General features: G+C 69.4%; 11 protein-coding genes. 5 read left to right on the top strand and 6 right to left on the bottom strand.

The features are described from left to right. Positions 1 to 76: 76 nt before the first annotated feature. The 5 genes from sdhC (at position 77) to AB0M51_RS38455 (ending at position 4,576) form a co-directional block, all read left to right on the top strand. Entirely contained in the window at positions 77 to 454 is a 378-nt protein-coding gene (sdhC, locus tag AB0M51_RS38475) for a succinate dehydrogenase, cytochrome b556 subunit (protein WP_344199329.1), read from the top strand. Between the two features lies 1 nt (position 455). Then, a complete protein-coding gene (locus AB0M51_RS38470; protein WP_344199331.1) occupies positions 456 to 878 on the top strand; it encodes a succinate dehydrogenase hydrophobic membrane anchor subunit in 423 nt (140 codons plus the stop codon). Between the two features lie 9 nt (positions 879 to 887). Beyond that, positions 888 to 2,630, top strand: coding sequence for a succinate dehydrogenase flavoprotein subunit (sdhA, locus tag AB0M51_RS38465; protein WP_344199333.1), 1,743 nt, complete (start codon positions 888 to 890; stop codon positions 2,628 to 2,630). Next, on the top strand, positions 2,630 to 3,334 hold the full coding sequence (locus AB0M51_RS38460; protein ID WP_344199335.1) for a succinate dehydrogenase iron-sulfur subunit: 705 nt from the start codon (positions 2,630 to 2,632) through the stop codon (positions 3,332 to 3,334). The genes sdhA and AB0M51_RS38460 overlap by 1 nt, the downstream gene beginning before the upstream one ends. A 129-nt stretch (positions 3,335 to 3,463) precedes the next feature. Beyond that, complete coding sequence (locus tag AB0M51_RS38455; protein WP_344199338.1) at positions 3,464 to 4,576, top strand: hypothetical protein; 1,113 nt, start codon at positions 3,464 to 3,466, stop codon at positions 4,574 to 4,576. Positions 4,577 to 4,605: 29 nt separating this feature from the next. Here the strand turns inward: AB0M51_RS38455 and AB0M51_RS38450 are convergent, their stop codons facing one another. The 6 genes from AB0M51_RS38450 to AB0M51_RS38425 are packed head-to-tail and all read right to left on the bottom strand — an operon-like array spanning position 4,606 to position 15,177. Beyond that, entirely contained in the window at positions 4,606 to 5,019 is a 414-nt protein-coding gene (locus AB0M51_RS38450; RefSeq protein WP_344199340.1) for a DUF2000 domain-containing protein, read from the bottom strand. Between the two features lie 45 nt (positions 5,020 to 5,064). Next, entirely contained in the window at positions 5,065 to 6,981 is a 1,917-nt protein-coding gene (locus tag AB0M51_RS38445) for a hypothetical protein (RefSeq protein ID WP_344199342.1), read from the bottom strand. After that, positions 6,978 to 8,168 (bottom strand): VWA domain-containing protein, encoded by a 1,191-nt coding sequence (locus AB0M51_RS38440; protein ID WP_344199344.1) that lies wholly within the window; start codon positions 8,166 to 8,168, stop codon positions 6,978 to 6,980. The genes AB0M51_RS38445 and AB0M51_RS38440 overlap by 4 nt, the downstream gene beginning before the upstream one ends. Then, entirely contained in the window at positions 8,165 to 10,549 is a 2,385-nt protein-coding gene (locus AB0M51_RS38435; protein ID WP_344199346.1) for a DUF5682 family protein, read from the bottom strand. Before AB0M51_RS38435 ends, AB0M51_RS38440 begins: the two co-directional genes overlap by 4 nt. 6 nt (positions 10,550 to 10,555) lie before the next feature. Then, the gene (locus AB0M51_RS38430; protein ID WP_344199349.1) at positions 10,556 to 11,650 is read right to left on the bottom strand and encodes an AAA family ATPase; all 1,095 of its coding nucleotides are present in this window, start codon (positions 11,648 to 11,650) and stop codon (positions 10,556 to 10,558) included. Continuing rightward, positions 11,650 to 15,177 (bottom strand): DUF4132 domain-containing protein, encoded by a 3,528-nt coding sequence (locus AB0M51_RS38425; RefSeq protein WP_344199352.1) that lies wholly within the window; start codon positions 15,175 to 15,177, stop codon positions 11,650 to 11,652. The genes AB0M51_RS38430 and AB0M51_RS38425 overlap by 1 nt, the downstream gene beginning before the upstream one ends. Positions 15,178 to 15,220 lie beyond the last annotated feature (43 nt).

The following is a 15,220-nucleotide window of genomic DNA, read 5'->3' as shown; positions in this document are numbered from 1 at the left end:
TCGGCCAGTACAGCGGGATTAGCATCGAACCGACCTGGATTCCGCCAGGTTTCTTCGGTCCGATCGGAGGACGGGTTTGCCCAGCAAACCAGCCGGCACGCTCTACCGCGGCCGGGAGGGCATGTGGTCATGGGTCGCGCACCGGATCACCGGTGTCGGGATCTTCTTCTTCCTGCTGGTGCACGTGCTGGACACCGCGCTCGTCCGGGTCTCGCCGCACGCCTACAACGAGGTGATCGGCACCTACAAGAACCCGGTCGTCGGACTGCTCGAGGTCGGGCTGGTGGCGGCGATCCTGTTCCACGCGTTCAACGGCGTCCGGCTGATCCTGGTGGACTTCTGGGCCAAGGGCCCGCGCTACCAGCGGCAGCTGATGATCGGTGTGCTGGTGCTCTGGGTCGTGCTGTTCGTGCCGTTCGTCATCCGTCACCTCTCGCACGTCTTCGGAGGCTGAGATGACCGATATCGCCGCACCGCGGACAAGCAGCCGTCGCAGCCGAAGCAACTTCGAGCTCTACAGCTGGCTGTTCATGCGGCTGTCCGGGCTGGCCCTGGTGATCCTGGTGCTCGGGCATCTGTTCGTGAACCTGATGCTCGGCGGCGGGATCACCGCGCTGGACTTCGGGTTCGTGGCCGGCAAGTGGGCCAACCCGCTCTGGCAGGTCTGGGACCTGCTGATGCTGTGGCTGGCGATGCTGCACGGCACGAACGGCCTGCGCACGATCATCAACGACTACGCCGAGAAGGACCAGACCCGCTTCTGGCTCAAGGCCCTGCTGATCACCGCCGCGATCGTGGTCGTGGTCCTCGGCACCCTGGTGATCTTCACCTTCGACCCCTGCCTCGACCCCAACTCCACGTTGTCGGTCTGCAAATAAAGGATCTTGATGCAGCAGCACCAGTACGACGTCATCATCGTCGGCGCGGGTGGCGCCGGGATGCGCGCGGCCCTCGAGTCCAGCAAGCGCACCCGGACCGCCGTACTCACCAAGCTCTACCCGACCCGTTCGCACACCGGCGCGGCCCAGGGCGGCATGTGCGCCGCGCTGGCGAACGTCGAGGAGGACAACTGGGAGTGGCACACCTTCGACACGGTCAAGGGTGGTGACTTCCTGGTCGACCAGGACGCGGCCGAGGTGATGTGCAAGGAGGCCGTCGACGCGGTCCTCGACCTGGAGAAGATGGGTCTGCCGTTCAACCGGACCGCCGAGGGCAAGATCGACCAGCGGTTCTTCGGCGGTCACACCCGCAACCACGGCGAGGCCGTCGTACGCCGGTCCTGCTTCGCCGCGGACCGTACCGGTCACATGATCCTGCAGACGCTGTACCAGCAGTGCATCAAGCAGAACGTCGAGTTCTTCAACGAGTACTACGTTCTCGACCTGCTGATGACCGACGGCAAGGCGAGCGGCGTGGTCGCGTACGAGCTGGCCACCGGCGAGCTGCACGTGTTCTCGGCGAAGTCCGTGATCTTCGCGTCCGGCGGTTTCGGCAAGGTCTTCCGGACCACGTCCAACGCACACACGCTGACCGGTGACGGGATGGGCATCGTCTGGCGCAAGGGCCTGCCGCTGGAGGACATGGAGTTCTTCCAGTTCCACCCGACCGGCCTGGCGGGTCTCGGCGTACTGCTGTCGGAGGCGGCCCGTGGTGAGGGCGGCATCCTGCGGAACAAGGACAACGAGCGCTTCATGGAGCGCTACGCGCCGACCGTCAAGGACCTGGCGCCGCGGGACATGGTGGCCCGCGCGATGGCGAACGAGGTCCGCGAGGGCCGCGGCTGCGGTCCGGACGGCGCGTACGTGATGCTCGACCTGACCCACCTGGAGCCGGCACACATCGACGCGAAGCTCCCGGACATCACCGAGTTCGCGCGGACCTACCTGGGCGTGGAGCCGTACACCGAGCAGATCCCGGTGTTCCCGACCGCGCACTACGCGATGGGCGGCATCCCGACCAACATCAAGGGCGAGGCGCTGGCCAACAACGAGGAGGTCATCCCCGGCCTGTACGCCGCGGGCGAGGTCGCCTGCGTGTCCGTGCACGGTGCGAACCGGCTGGGCACCAACTCGCTGCTGGACATCAACGTGTTCGGCCGGCGCGCGGGGATCGCGGCGGCGGAGTACGCCGAGACCGCGTCCTTCGAGGAGCTGCCGGCCGAGCCGGAGAAGTACGTCGTCGACCTGGTCGAGGGCCTGCGGAACTCGACCGGCGAGGAGCGGATCGCCGCGATCCGGTCCGACCTGCAGGCGACGATGGACCTGAACGCGCAGGTGTACCGGACCGAGGGCTCGCTGAAGCAGGCGCTGGTCGATATCGAGGCGCTCAAGCTCCGCTACGCGAACGTGGCCGTCCAGGACAAGGGCAAGCGGTTCAACACCGACCTGCTCGAGGCGGTCGAGCTGGGCTTCCTGATCGACCTGGCCGAGGTCCTGGTCGTCGGTGCGCTGGCCCGCAAGGAGTCCCGCGGCGGGCACTTCCGCGAGGACTACGACAAGCGCGACGACGTGAACTTCATGCGGCACACGATGGCGTACCGCGAGGTGGACGCCGACGGCAACGTGGACATCCGCCTCGACTACAAGCCTGTCGTGCAGACCCGCTACAAGCCGATGGAGCGCAAGTACTGATGGACGTCAAGGTCAAGATCCTGCGGTACAACCCCGAGGTCGTCGACGAGGCCGAGTGGAAGACGTACTCCGTCACGCTCGAGCCGACCGACCGGGTGCTGGACGCGCTGCACAAGATCAAGTGGGAGCAGGACGGCACGCTGACGTTCCGGCGGTCCTGCGCGCACGGTGTCTGCGGCTCGGACGCGATGCGGATCAACGGCCGGAACCGGCTGGCCTGCAAGACGCTGATCAAGGACCTGAACCCGGAGAAGGAGATCACCGTCGAGCCGATCAAGGGGCTCGCGGTACTCAAGGACCTGGTCGTCGACATGGACCCGTTCTTCGAGGCGTACCGCTCGGTGATGCCGTTCCTGGTCACGGACGGTCACGAGCCGACCCGGGAGCGGATCCAGTCGCAGGCCGACCGGGACCGCTTCGACGACACCACCAAGTGCATCCTGTGCGCGGCGTGTACGACGTCCTGCCCGGTGTTCTGGTCCGACGGGCAGTATTTCGGCCCGCAGGCGATCGTCGGCGCGCACCGGTTCATCTTCGACAGCCGCGACGAGGGCACCGAGCAGCGGCTGGAGATCCTGAACGACAAGGAAGGCGTCTGGCGCTGCCGGACCACCTTCAACTGCACCGAGGCCTGCCCGCGCGGCATCGAGGTCACGAAGGCGATCCAGGAAGTGAAACGAGCGCTCATTTTCCGCCGGGTCTGACCTTGCGCTCTCCTCACGGTAGAATTCTGCCGCCGACCTGACCCTGCCTTGCGGGGGAGATCTCTGCCTTGGGGGGTGACAGTGGAGCCGCGCCTGCGTGAGCTGTCCGACCGCTTCTACCGTCGCTCGGTGGAGCTGTTGGAGCGCTGCGGCCTGCCCAGGAGCATGCCGCCGTTCCTGGTCGTCGGGGTGCTCGCGGCGGTGACGTCGATCGTCGTCGCGGTCCTGCACCTCTCCACACCCGAGGCCGTGGCCGACAGGCCGCCGACGGTCTCACCCGCCGTCGCCGGGCCGCCCGGGACCTCGGTGGTGAGCTCGGCCCGCGCGCAGGTGCTGTCGATGACGATGGCGACCCGCAACCGCTGGGCCGCCGGCTGGTCGGACTGCACCACCGGTCCCTCCTGCAAGTACGCCGCGGTGATCGACCGCGACGGTGTCCGTGCCACCGCGCCTTTGTGGCCGGTGCCGTACGTGACGCTGCAGACCGGGACCGAGGCGATCGCGGTCGCGCCGCCGGTCGAGGGCACGCTGGACGGCAGCGCCTCGATGATGTTCCGGCTGACGTACGACGGCCCCCAGCTGACCAAGCTCCGGTACCGGGTGCCGACCACCACGTTCTCGTCGGGCGAGGTGCTGTCCGACCAGATCGTGCCGGGCCGGATCGTGGTGGTGAACCCGCAGGAGTCGACGGTCCGGGTCCTCCAGGGCCGCGGCACCCGCTCGCCGATCTGCGACAACTCCGGGCGGTGCTGGATGCTCAGCGGGATAGCCCGTACCGACATCGTCTGGACCGACGACGGCGGCAGGACCTGGGGTGCCCAGTCGCTCGACACCCACAACCAGCTCGGCAAGCTCGCGGTCAGCCCCGACGGGCAGACGCTGGTCAGCACCACGGTCGTCGTCACCGACTCCGGGCAGCAGGTCGCGAAGATGGCGATCTCCACCGATCGCGGCAACCACTGGACCGCGGTGCAGAACCCGCCGCCCAGCCTGAGTACGCCGCCGGTCGCGTTCGACGACGGTACGGCGATGATGATCGGCGGGCCGCCCGGCGCCCGGCCGCGGGTGTACCGGGTCAGCGAGGGCGCCGCGAAACTGAACGGCGGGTATCCGGGTGACCTGGCCGACCTGTCGGGCGACCAGCACCTGCTGTACGGCCCGGAGGTGCCGAAGCGCCGGACCACCCAGGTCGTGCTGAGCACCGACGGCGGGGCCACCTGGACGAAGTTCGCACCCCGCTGAGCCCCGCTGAGCCCGGCTGAGCCCGCGGCTCAGTGGTGCTTGGTGGCGCCCTTGAGGGTCTTGTCGACGGCGTTCCTGGGCCCGTAGACGGCGATGCCGACCAGGTCGAGCTCCGCGGTGCGGACGGCCTTCACCGCGGCCCGGTTGTCCTGGTCGTTGCCGGTGGCGAACAGGTCCTGCGTGAACACCGAGTGCTCGATGCCGCGGCCGAGGGCGCGTTCGTGCGCGGTGGTCATGAACTCCTTGGACCCCTCGAACACCATCACCGGCTGGCGGAACATCGGGAGGTACCGGGCCCCGTCCGCATCTTCGTACGGCTCGCCGATGATCTCGGGATGCGTCCCGGCGATCCCACTGACCAGGAACGCGGTCACGTTCAGCCGCTGCCAGACAGCCAGATCGTCCCGCAGTAGAACGGCAATCTTCGTATCGAACTTTTCCACGATCCCGATCCTCGCCCGGCGGCCGGCCGCGGGTCTTGTACGTTCTTAACCACCGGTGAGCAACTGCGTCACCTGCAGCGTGAGGTAGAAGGACCGCAGCAGTGCGATGGGCGGGTCGCCGCCGAGCCCGGTCGGGTACACGTCGAAGCCGGCCACCCGGAGCGCCCGGTGGTGCCGGTCCAGCTCGCGGTTGAAGCTACCGGCCGAGGTCGCGCCGGTACCGCGCTCGGCCTGCCGGACCAGCCAACTGCGCAGGTCGAGCAACTCGGGCGGTGTGGTCGCGGTCGTCGCGGGCGGCGCCGGCCTGGTCGCACGGCGCCGTCCCGGAGCGGAGCCGAAGTGCAAGGCCTCGACCGCGTGCCCGGCGGGACGATCCGGGTGTACGAGGCTCAGCGGTTCACCGACCAGCCCCTCCGCGGTACGCCGGATCCTGGCGACGACGAGCGTGCCCGGCGTGGGCTGGGCCCGCGCCTCCAGCTTGTCGACCGCGTGACTGGTCTCCGCCGAGTACGGCAGCCGCAACGGCAACACCTCTCCCGCCGCGTCGGTGACTGGCCAGTCGAGGCATTGCATCACCTCGTCGAACTGCGCGGGCGCGAACACGGCGGGACGCAATACGGCCCACTCGCGTTGTGGACCGTCCTGCTCCAGCACGCTCAGCGGCCGCCCGCCCAGCAGCTCCGACCAACGATCCACCACCGGTACGGCGTCCGCGATCGACGCACCCGGCAGCTCTTCCCCGAACGCATGGGTACTGTCGACGCCCGAGAGGCGGCCGTTCGACGTGAGCCGCGCGCCGGTCAGCCGCACGCGCGCGCCGGTCGCGTCCGCCGGACAGTTGAGTCCGTCCCACGGACCCGGCATTGTGTAGCGGCCGCGAGGATCGAACATCAGGCTGCTCGGCCGGCTGTCCGTCCAGGTCACCGGCCGGCGATCGTCGACGGACCAGAACACCACGGTCAGCCCCGCGAATCCGGAGGCGGTGCGCCACGGATACGCGCCGAGGCCGATGAGCTCGAGCCTTCCGGCAGGCTCGAAACGTCCGCGTGCGGATCCGGCCAGTCGGGGTAGGTCGCCGAGCGCGTTGAGCGCGCTGACCAGCGCATACGCCGTGGCGAGCTGTTCGAGCAGGAGTTGCTCGTCGGCCTGAGCCGAGCGGTGCAGCGTCAGCTCGATCTGCCCGGCCGTCCCGCGGAGCAGCCCCGCGAGCCGGTAGTACTCGGCCCCCTGCGCCGACACGGCGAGCGTCTCGTACCGCTGGAGCAACGACTCCGAGAGATGCGCGACCCCGAGCTGGACGGTGTCTCGCAGCAGCTGCTCGACGGCGACCCGGAGCTCGCTGCCGTCCCTCCGTCGCACCGGCCGCCGGCGCTCGAACGGCTCCAGCTCCAGACCACTCGCCCGTTGATACCCGAGGACTACCGCGACCTGGTACTTCTCCAACCCCGGCACCTTGCCGTCGGCAACCAGTCCGTCGAGACCGCCGCCCATCCAGTGGAAACTGATCCGCGGACTCCGCAACGTCAGCACCAGATGCCGGCTCTGCTCGACCCGGATCCCCTCCACCACGTCCAGGTCCTCGACGTACTCACGAGCCCAGCGGTACGCCGTCGTACCGGCGAACGCCTTCAGGTCGGCCGGCGTCAGCCGGAGCAGCTCGTCGCCGATCTCCTCGTCCGCGGATCCGTCGTCGCTCAGCCACAAGCCCGCGGCGATGACGTGCTGGCAGGTCGATCCGCTCGGACAGCTACAGATCGCGGCCGTCGGCCCGGTCACGTCGAACGTCACGGTCGCGGACCCGACGGCTACGTCCAACGATTCAGGGCCTTCAGCGACGACTGTCGGTTGTTGCAGCTTGAGGACCTTGCGGGCGCGGCGCAGCAGGCCCTTCGACGCGAGTGCGGCCCAGGCGTCGTCGTCGTACCGCCGGAGGACGGCGACGAGCTCGGGGCGGATACTCATCCGGTCACCTCGACCAGCCAGGACGCCAGTTGTCCCGGTGTCAGCGCGGCGATCTGCATGCCTTCGTCGGCGAGCCGGCCCGCCGTCGCCTTGTCGTAGAAGGGTTCCGCGGCTCCGTCGAGCGCCGCGAGACCGAGCAGTTTCACCCGCGCCTCGGCCAGCTCGCGGACCGCGCGGACCAGGTCGGCCTGTGAACCGCCCTCGCAGAAGTCCGTCACCAGGACGAGCACGGTCCGGTGCGGGTTCTCGACGAGCTGGGCGCAGTACCGCACGGCCTTGGCGGTGTCGGTGCCACCACCTAGCTGGACGCGCATCAGCACGTCGACCGGGTCCTCGGCGTACTGCGACAGGTCGACGACCGAGGTGTCGAACACGACCAGCCGGATCCGGAACGCGGGCAGACCGGCGAGGATGCCGGCCATCACCGCGCTGTGGATGACCGAACCGGCCATGCTGCCGCTCTGGTCGACGCAGACGATGATGTCCCACGGCAGCCGGCGGGCGTTGCGCTCGTAGAACAGCACGTCGGCGAGCACGATCCGCTGCCCGTCGGGGTCGTAGTTCTTCAGGTTCCGGCGGATGGTGCCGCGCGGGTCGAAGTTCGCGGCGACCTTGAGTGGTGAGTGCCGGTGCTGGTTGAGCCGGCCGGCCAGGGCGGACCGGACCTCGAGCTCGAGCCGGCGGCGGAGCTCCTCGACGACCTGGCGGATGATCTGGCGGGCGACCGCGAGCGTCTCCTCGCCGAGATGGCCCTTCAGGGCGAGCAGGGTCTTCAGCAGGTCCTCGTCCGGTTCGAGGCGGCCGAGCAGCTCGGGGTCGGTGATCAGCTCGGTCAGCCCGTACCGGTCGAGAGCGTGGCGCTCCACGAGCTCGACGGTTTCCCGGGGGAACAACTCCCGCACCTCGGACAGCCACGTGACCAACGTGGGTGCCGACCCGCCACTGCCGCCCGGCTGGATGCGGTCCGTGCGACCGCCCTGACCGGAGCCGTCGCCGGAACCGTCTCCGGAGCCGTCACCCGATCCGCCGTCCTGCTCCCGGACGCCGCGTCCGCCGTACTCACGTCCGTACAGGAAGTCCAGCGCGGCCTCCATCCGGGCCTGCGGACTTCCCGAGGGCGCCGATCCGAGCTGCCCGTTCGCGTACCGCCCCAGGACCAGGCGCCACCGCTCCACGTCCTCGCTCACGCCGACCACCCGCTCAAGCCGTCGCGCTCCAGCAGTGCGCGGGCCTGCTCGGAAACCTGCAGTCGTCGCTGTACGTCGTCAGCCGTGGCTGTCCGGATCGTGAGCGACCCGAGGTCGTCCAGCCCTTTGAGCGCGGCAATCACCTTCGCAACCCGATCGGTTTCCACCGGTGTGAGGTCCGCGAACGCCAGCCGCAGTTCCGGCAGGTGCCGCACGAACGTCGCCTGATCCCATCCCGTCAGCCGACGGTCGAGCTCCACCAGCAGGCTGTGCTCCTGCCACGCCGCCTCCCGTGCGGTCAGCAGCAGGCCGGACACGAACGCCACCCCGTCCGCGGGCGACACCCCGCCGGCCAGATGACCGGCGACCCGGGCGACCACGTCGTCGGCACTCGAACGCCCCGCAGAATAGGCGATTCCGGCCGCCGCACCCCGCACGAGCGGCTCCACGTGCCCGTCGGCGACCCGGTCCACGAGGTCCCAGTAGAGGTCGGCGTCGAGTTGACCGCCGGCCTCAGCGACCAGCAGATCGCGGAGCCGCACGAGCGCGTCCGCGGTCGGGCGCGGATCGCCGACGAGCTGACGGCCGAGATAGACGGCCCGTTGGTACGCCGTCCCCAGCAACTCCGGCACGTCCCCGAGCTTGCGCGCTTCGAGCGGCTCACGCGCCTCCCACAACAGGGCGAGCTGCGTGACCGCGACACCGACCGCGGCGAAGGACGCGTCCGCCGCGAAGCTCGCCCTCACCAGGTCGAGCGTCTCTCCGACCTGGTCGTGCAGACCGAGGACGCACGCCTGTGCGAGCAGGGCGACCGCGTTCGGCGCGCCGACAGCCGTCGTCCGGCGGTCCGCGAGGAGCTCGGCGAACCGGACCGTGACGGCGGTCGCCACGGTCGAACCGTAGATCGATGCCTCGACCAACGATCCTTCGACGGACGGCGACCAGGTGTAGTCCCACTTCTCGTGCAGGCGGCCGAGACCAGTGCCGTGCACGAAGTCGGGCCCCGCGGTCCGATGCGCGAAGGGTACGCCGAGCAGCACCAGCCCGTGCAGCAGACGGGAGGCCTCGCGGTGCGCCGCGTTGCGGTACAGGTCGAGAGACGTGGACTGCCGGCCGAGCTCGTCGACCCGGAGCCGATGTCCACGAAGGCGTTGCAGAGCGTCCTCCACGAGCGGCGTCCGGCCCGCACCTGGTGGCAGCTTGCCGATCGCGTCACCGGTCAGGGTGTATCTGCTCGCGGCGCGAACCAGCACACCCTCCACGTCGGCGTCGCCCTTGACGAAACAGCTCAGGACCGCGTCGAGCAGGTCGCTGCGCAGCGGCGCCGGACGCTCCCGCAGCGCGGCCAGCCGGAGTGCCTGCTCGAAGGCGGCGACCACCGACGGCAGCGGCAGCGGCAATCTGTGCCGCTCGCGCAGCTCCATGCTGATGTCGAGCAGCGCGGTCAACGTCGCCGCGACCCGCGGGTCCTGATCGGCGGGCGGATCGCTGAGGTTCGTCCACAACCGCTGATGCCAGGCGGGCGAGGTCATACCGGCGGAGTAGCCGTTGAGCCGCTCCAATCGCTCGAAGGTGTAGCGGATCAACGCAGAATCGCCCGTCACGTTCGCGGTGTCGATGATCGGCCGCGGCGGCGGATCCGCCAGCAGCTGAGGGAACGCGACCGCGTGGAACCCACCGACGACCACCAGCACCGGTCCGCCGCCCGGCGCCCTCGTGTCCAACGCGTCCAGCACCTGCCGGACCATCTCGGCCTCGCGTTGCGTCGTACCGTCGGCCGCCAGCTCCGCCGCGGTCCGGTCGCTTCGGGCGAGGGTGCAGTACGCCGCCATCCGCGCGATCTGTTCGGCGGTGCCGGTCGAGCGGGCGTCGGACTCGAAGAGCAGCTCCCACAGGTCTTCGTCGTCGGCGCAGCCGAGCCGTTTCGCCAGCAGACGCAGGCTTTCGCTGTGCCGGTAGTGCCGTTCGTCGAGCAGCGACTCGCCCTCGTCGCCGGTGTCCTGCCGCGCTTCTTCGACCAGGTGCTGCTCGGCGAGGTCCAGGTCGATGAAGCGGGCCGGGATACCGGCCGCGGCCGCGTCGCGCAGCGCGACCAGCTCGGGCGAGTAGTCGCAGAACGGGTAGTACGCCGCCCAGCGGTCCTGGTCACGGTTCGCGTACGTGTAGACGGCCAGCGGCATCTCGGCGTCGGCGTGCGTCAGCAACGGGATGAGTGGCGTGAAGGCTCGCGGACCTTCGACCAGCACCGCGCTCGGGCGGTGCTCCTTGATGAGACGACGCACCAGCAACGCACACGCAGGACTGTGGTGCCGGACCGGTACGACGACCAGGTCGTCGCGGACCAGCCCGGCAGCCAGGTCCCGGATCTCCCCCGCGTCCATCGGGCGTCAGCGATCGAGCTCGCCGCGGGCCTGGAAGACACGGCGCCACTGGCTGTCTGACCTCGCGCGCTGCTTGACCACCACGTCGAAGTAGTGCCGCAGCTTCTTCCCGTCGTCCGGATTGTCCTTCAGGACCGTACCGATCAACTGCCGGGCCACGTGCTCACCGCCGACCTTGCCGTCTCCGAAGTACTGCGCATCGAGACCCGCGGCGTACCCGACCGCGACGGCCTCGGCCGACGACAGCACCGCGCTCGGGCGCTCGATCACGGTGCCCTCCGCGGTGACGCCGTCGCGCAGGTCGTGGAACGCGGTGACCAGCAGCGACACGACGTCGTCGGTGAGCCGCGTCTGCACCTCGGACAGGGCGAGCAGCGTCGCAGTCTGCTGTTTGACCAGCGACTCCTCCAGCCTCCGGTCCGCGATCGGCCGCACGGTCTCGAAGTTGAAGCGGCGCTTCAGTGCGCTCGACATCTCGTGCACACCGCGGTCGCGCAGGTTGGCCGTGGCCAGCACGTTGAACCCACGCTCGGCGAACACCGTGGCCTCGGCACCGGTCAGCTCCGGAACGTGGATCACCTTGTCGGACAGCACCCCGATCAGGACGTCCTGGATCTCCGGCTGGACCCGCGTCACCTCCTCGAAGCGGCACGGCTTGCCCTGCTCGGCCGCGACGTACATCGGGCCTTTCACCAGCGCCCGCTGGGTCGGTCCCTCGGCGAGCAGGAGGGCATAGTTCCACGAGTAGGTGATCTGATCCTCCGTGGTGCCGGAGGTGCCCTGGATCGTACAGGTCGAGTCGCCGCCGATCGCGGCCGCGAACAGCTCGGACAGCATCGACTTGGCTGTCCCCGGCTCGCCCACCAGCAACAGGCCGCGATTGCTCATCAGTGTGACCACACAGCGATCCACGAGCGCGTCGTCGCCGTAGAACTTCTGCCGTACGCCGAGCTCACGGTCGCCGAGCACGAACGTCCGGACCGCCCGCGGCGACAACCGCCAGCCGGCCGGTCGCGGGCCGCTGTCGGCGGCTCGCAGCCGGTCCAGTTCCCCGGCGTGCACGACCTCGGCCGGCTCCCGCAGAATCGTTGCCTTGTGCATCAGATCCTCGTCTTCTTCTCCCAGTCCGGATCGAATCCGGACCCGTCCGAGGCCATCAGCCGGAGGTCGTTGTAGACCTCCGACAGCAGCACCGCCGGAATGTCGCCGAGCAGCACGCCGGCCCCGGGCGCGTCCGATTTCGCCGCCCGCAGCACGCGGAGCGCGCCGAGCGCGACCGTCCGGTTCTCCTCCGGCAGCGTGTTGCCGGTGAAGCCGACCTCGACGGTCAGCCCGAGGGTCGGGAAGCGCTTCTTGTACTCGTAGAACCAGCCGGCGTCCTGCGGTGTACCGCGGGTGTACCCGAGCTTGCCGCACCGGCCCCGCAGTGCGAAGGCCTCGACCAGATGGCCCTCGAAGTCGCGCAGGAACGGGTCTTCGGCGCGCTCCGGCGGGAGCTTGAAGACGCCCTTGCCGAACTGCTGGAACAGCGGCACGACCTCGTAGTCGTCGAAGTGCTGCTGCCAGCCACGCACGGTGTCCTCGTCGAGCAAGGTGTCGTGCGCGATCCGCACCACGGCATCGGCCGGCAGCTCGACCTCGTTGTCGTCCGCGTCGCTCAGCGTGCCGTCGTCCAGCGGCCGGAACACTGTCTTGCCGTCGGCCACCCACGCGAGCCGCTGGACCAGACGGCGCACGATCGGATGCCCGTTCAGGTACAGCTGCCAGTCTTCGAGCGGCCACGTCCGCTCGGTGCACAACGCCTCGTACAGCCGGTCGGTCTGCAACTGCACGACGGCCTTCAGCTCGCGCTTCACGGTCGTGAACGCCTTCTTCGCCGTCTTCACCGCATCGGCGTCGTCCGACTGCCGCGCCGCGGGCAGCGCCTTGATCTTCTTGCCCTCCGGGGACAACAGCGCGACGGTCAGATCCGGCTGCAGTACGGCGGTGAACACACGGTCGCCGTACGAGAGCTCGATCCGGCCGTCCTCGTCGAAGCCGGCCACCGGGACACTCCGGTCGGCGAGCTCGTTGATCGTCCAGCCCTTCCGCTCCGCCAGCGCCTCGGCCTGCCGGGTCGCCTCGTCCTGGAAGCTCTTCGTCCGGAACCGGGACCCGACCGACAGCATCAGCTGGATCGCGCTCGGGTGGTCGATCCAGGCCAGCATCGCGATCAGCGCCTTGCCCTGTGCGGCGCGGGTGCCGTACCACTCCTTCAGATACCGGGCGACCGGCGCCGCGGCCCGCTCCCCCGCACAGGCCGCCGCTACCGCGAGCATGCCCTTGCTCGCACTGGCCGAGCCCGCCGGGCGGTTGCTGTAGTCCGGCAGGTAGTGCGCCGTGACCTGCGCGAGGCTCATCCCGGCGAGTGGGCTCTTCGCGCTCCACTGCGGGTATCTGGTGAGGTAGCTGACCTGCACCTTCGCCGCGGACAGCGCGAGCTTGTGCGCCTCCTCCGGGCTGATCCGCAGGACGTCCTGCGCCATCCAGGCTTCCAGCAGGTGCTGCCCGAGCTCCTCCCGTTCCACCGGGTCGAACATCCCGCAGTACTTGCGGAGCAACGCATTCGGCTCCGGGGACTTGTTCTTCACGGCCTGGACGATCAGCCACTTCGTCAACTCGGGCGGCACGACCTCGCCGTTGTCGGACCAGTGCACCTCCGGCAGCTGGTCCCAGCGCATCCACTCGAGGCCCTTCGGCAACCCCTTCGCCAACCCGGTCTCGGCATCGTTGCGCAGGCTCTCCCGGTCGACGTACTTCTCGACGGGCAGACCGAAACTCTCCAACGCATCGAGCAACGCGCCGGTCGTCACGTCGTTCTTCTCCTTGCCGAGCGCGGCTTCCAGCGCCGGCACGGCAGGCTGGTACGCCAACCGCTGCAACCATTGCGCGGCGACAGCACGTACGTCGGCCTTCTTGTCCTGCAGCGCCGCGACGGCCCGCTGCTCGAACCCGTCCACGCGGGCCAGCGCATCCTGAGCCGCCCGGCGCTTCGTCTTCTGCTGGCCGAGCGCGGTGCGGGTCAGCGCCTCGACCGCTTCCGCGGGCAGCACCGGCAATGTCGCCAGCGCCCGGAACGGCATCTCGTCGTCCATGTAGAAGTCGCCGGTGATCTCCAGCATCTCCAGGTACTGCGGCAGGGCGTAGCGCACGAACGGCGCGACCGCCTCGTCCGGCCAGTCGGGGGCCAGCGCGCCGTACCCCCTGCGCTTGTGCCGATCGACGACCAACTCCCGTCCGTCCAGACCCAGCTCGTCGAGGATCAACGCGACCTCGAGCAGCGTCGGATGCCCGGTCTCGCGGAACAGCGTGTTGTAGACGCTCGCCGCTTCCTCGCTCAGCAGACCGGCGTGCTTCGCGATCAGGCCGCCCGCGCGCGCCATCACCACCGTCGCCGCGACCGGGCCGAGGCGACTCGCGTACTGGCTGAGGCACCAGGACACCCAGCGGTGCGGCATGTCCTCGGTGGAAGGCTTTCCCGGCACGCCGGTCTCGAGCGTGCGCAGGACCTCCTGCAGGTCGCTCTCGGACAGACTTCCCTTCCCGTTCCAGCCGGGATAAAACGGTCCGGCGTCGCGCTCCCACACCTCACGCAGCACGTCCAGGAGTTCGTCGGTGACCGGAACCCTGAGGCTGATGTCGGGAAGCTTCAACGGCTCCTCGTCGGGCGTCGCCCAGGCGTCGGTCAGTGCACGGACACTCGCGGAGCGGTCAGCCGCGGCGGCCTCCTCGGCCCAGCGCCGCTGGGCCTCGTCAGCTGTTGCCCACAGCCTCTTCAGCGCCTCGAGCCGCTGCTCCGGCTTGCCCTTCACGGCCAGCACGCGCAGTTCACCGGTCACCCCGGCAACCGTCAGGTACCGCTCGGCGTCCGCACGCACTTCGCGGTTGGGCGACGCGACGACGACGGCCAGCTCGGGCGCGAGCAACGGCAAGGTCCCCGCGGACAGGTGCCTCAGCAACGGCAGCGCGGACTGCTGGTGGGTGATCTTTTCGAGCGTCAACCCTGCGCGCAGCGCCGGCAGATTCCGCCGTACTGCGTCCTCGAAGCCGCTCAGGTGCGCGACCGCCGACACTCGGTGCTCCGGGAAGTAGCCGGTCCGGCCGGTCGGGATCGCGAACGCGATCAGCAGCATCGTTGCGGGTTCGTGGCCCTTCGCCACCAGCAGCTCCTCGAAGCGCTCGTGGCTGAAGTTCTCGTACTGCGAGGCGTTGGCCAGCTGGAAGAGCAGCGCGCCGATCCACGCCGGCTGTCCGGCCATGTCGCGCGGGTAGTACTCCGGCGTCCCGGTCAGCACCTTCCCGAGCAGATCGGCCCACCGGCTCAGAACCTCGATCGGCAGCTCGGACAGCCCGTTCACGAAGTGTTTCAGCGCATCGCGCGCCGGTGCCGGATCGTAGGCGTGGCCAATCACCGCGAGATGCCAGGCCGACATGTACCCGGCCAGCTCGTCGAGCGCGGACAACGGCGGCGACCCCGTCAGCACGTAGGACACGAGCTTGTCGTGCAGCCCGTGGATCCCCTGTGCCACCGGCTCCGTCGCCGTCCGCAAGGCCGTTTCGAGATCGGCCGGCACCGATGTTTCCGTCATCCCCACCCCCAGGTCGTCCAGTCCCCGCAACCTACCGACCGGC

It is taken from the genome of Kribbella sp. NPDC051137 (assembly GCF_040682535.1).
GTDB classification, from domain to species: Bacteria; Actinomycetota; Actinomycetes; order Propionibacteriales; family Kribbellaceae; genus Kribbella; species Kribbella karoonensis.
Note: the sequence above shows the minus strand (reverse complement) of the source record. Positions and strands in the feature narration are given on the sequence as shown.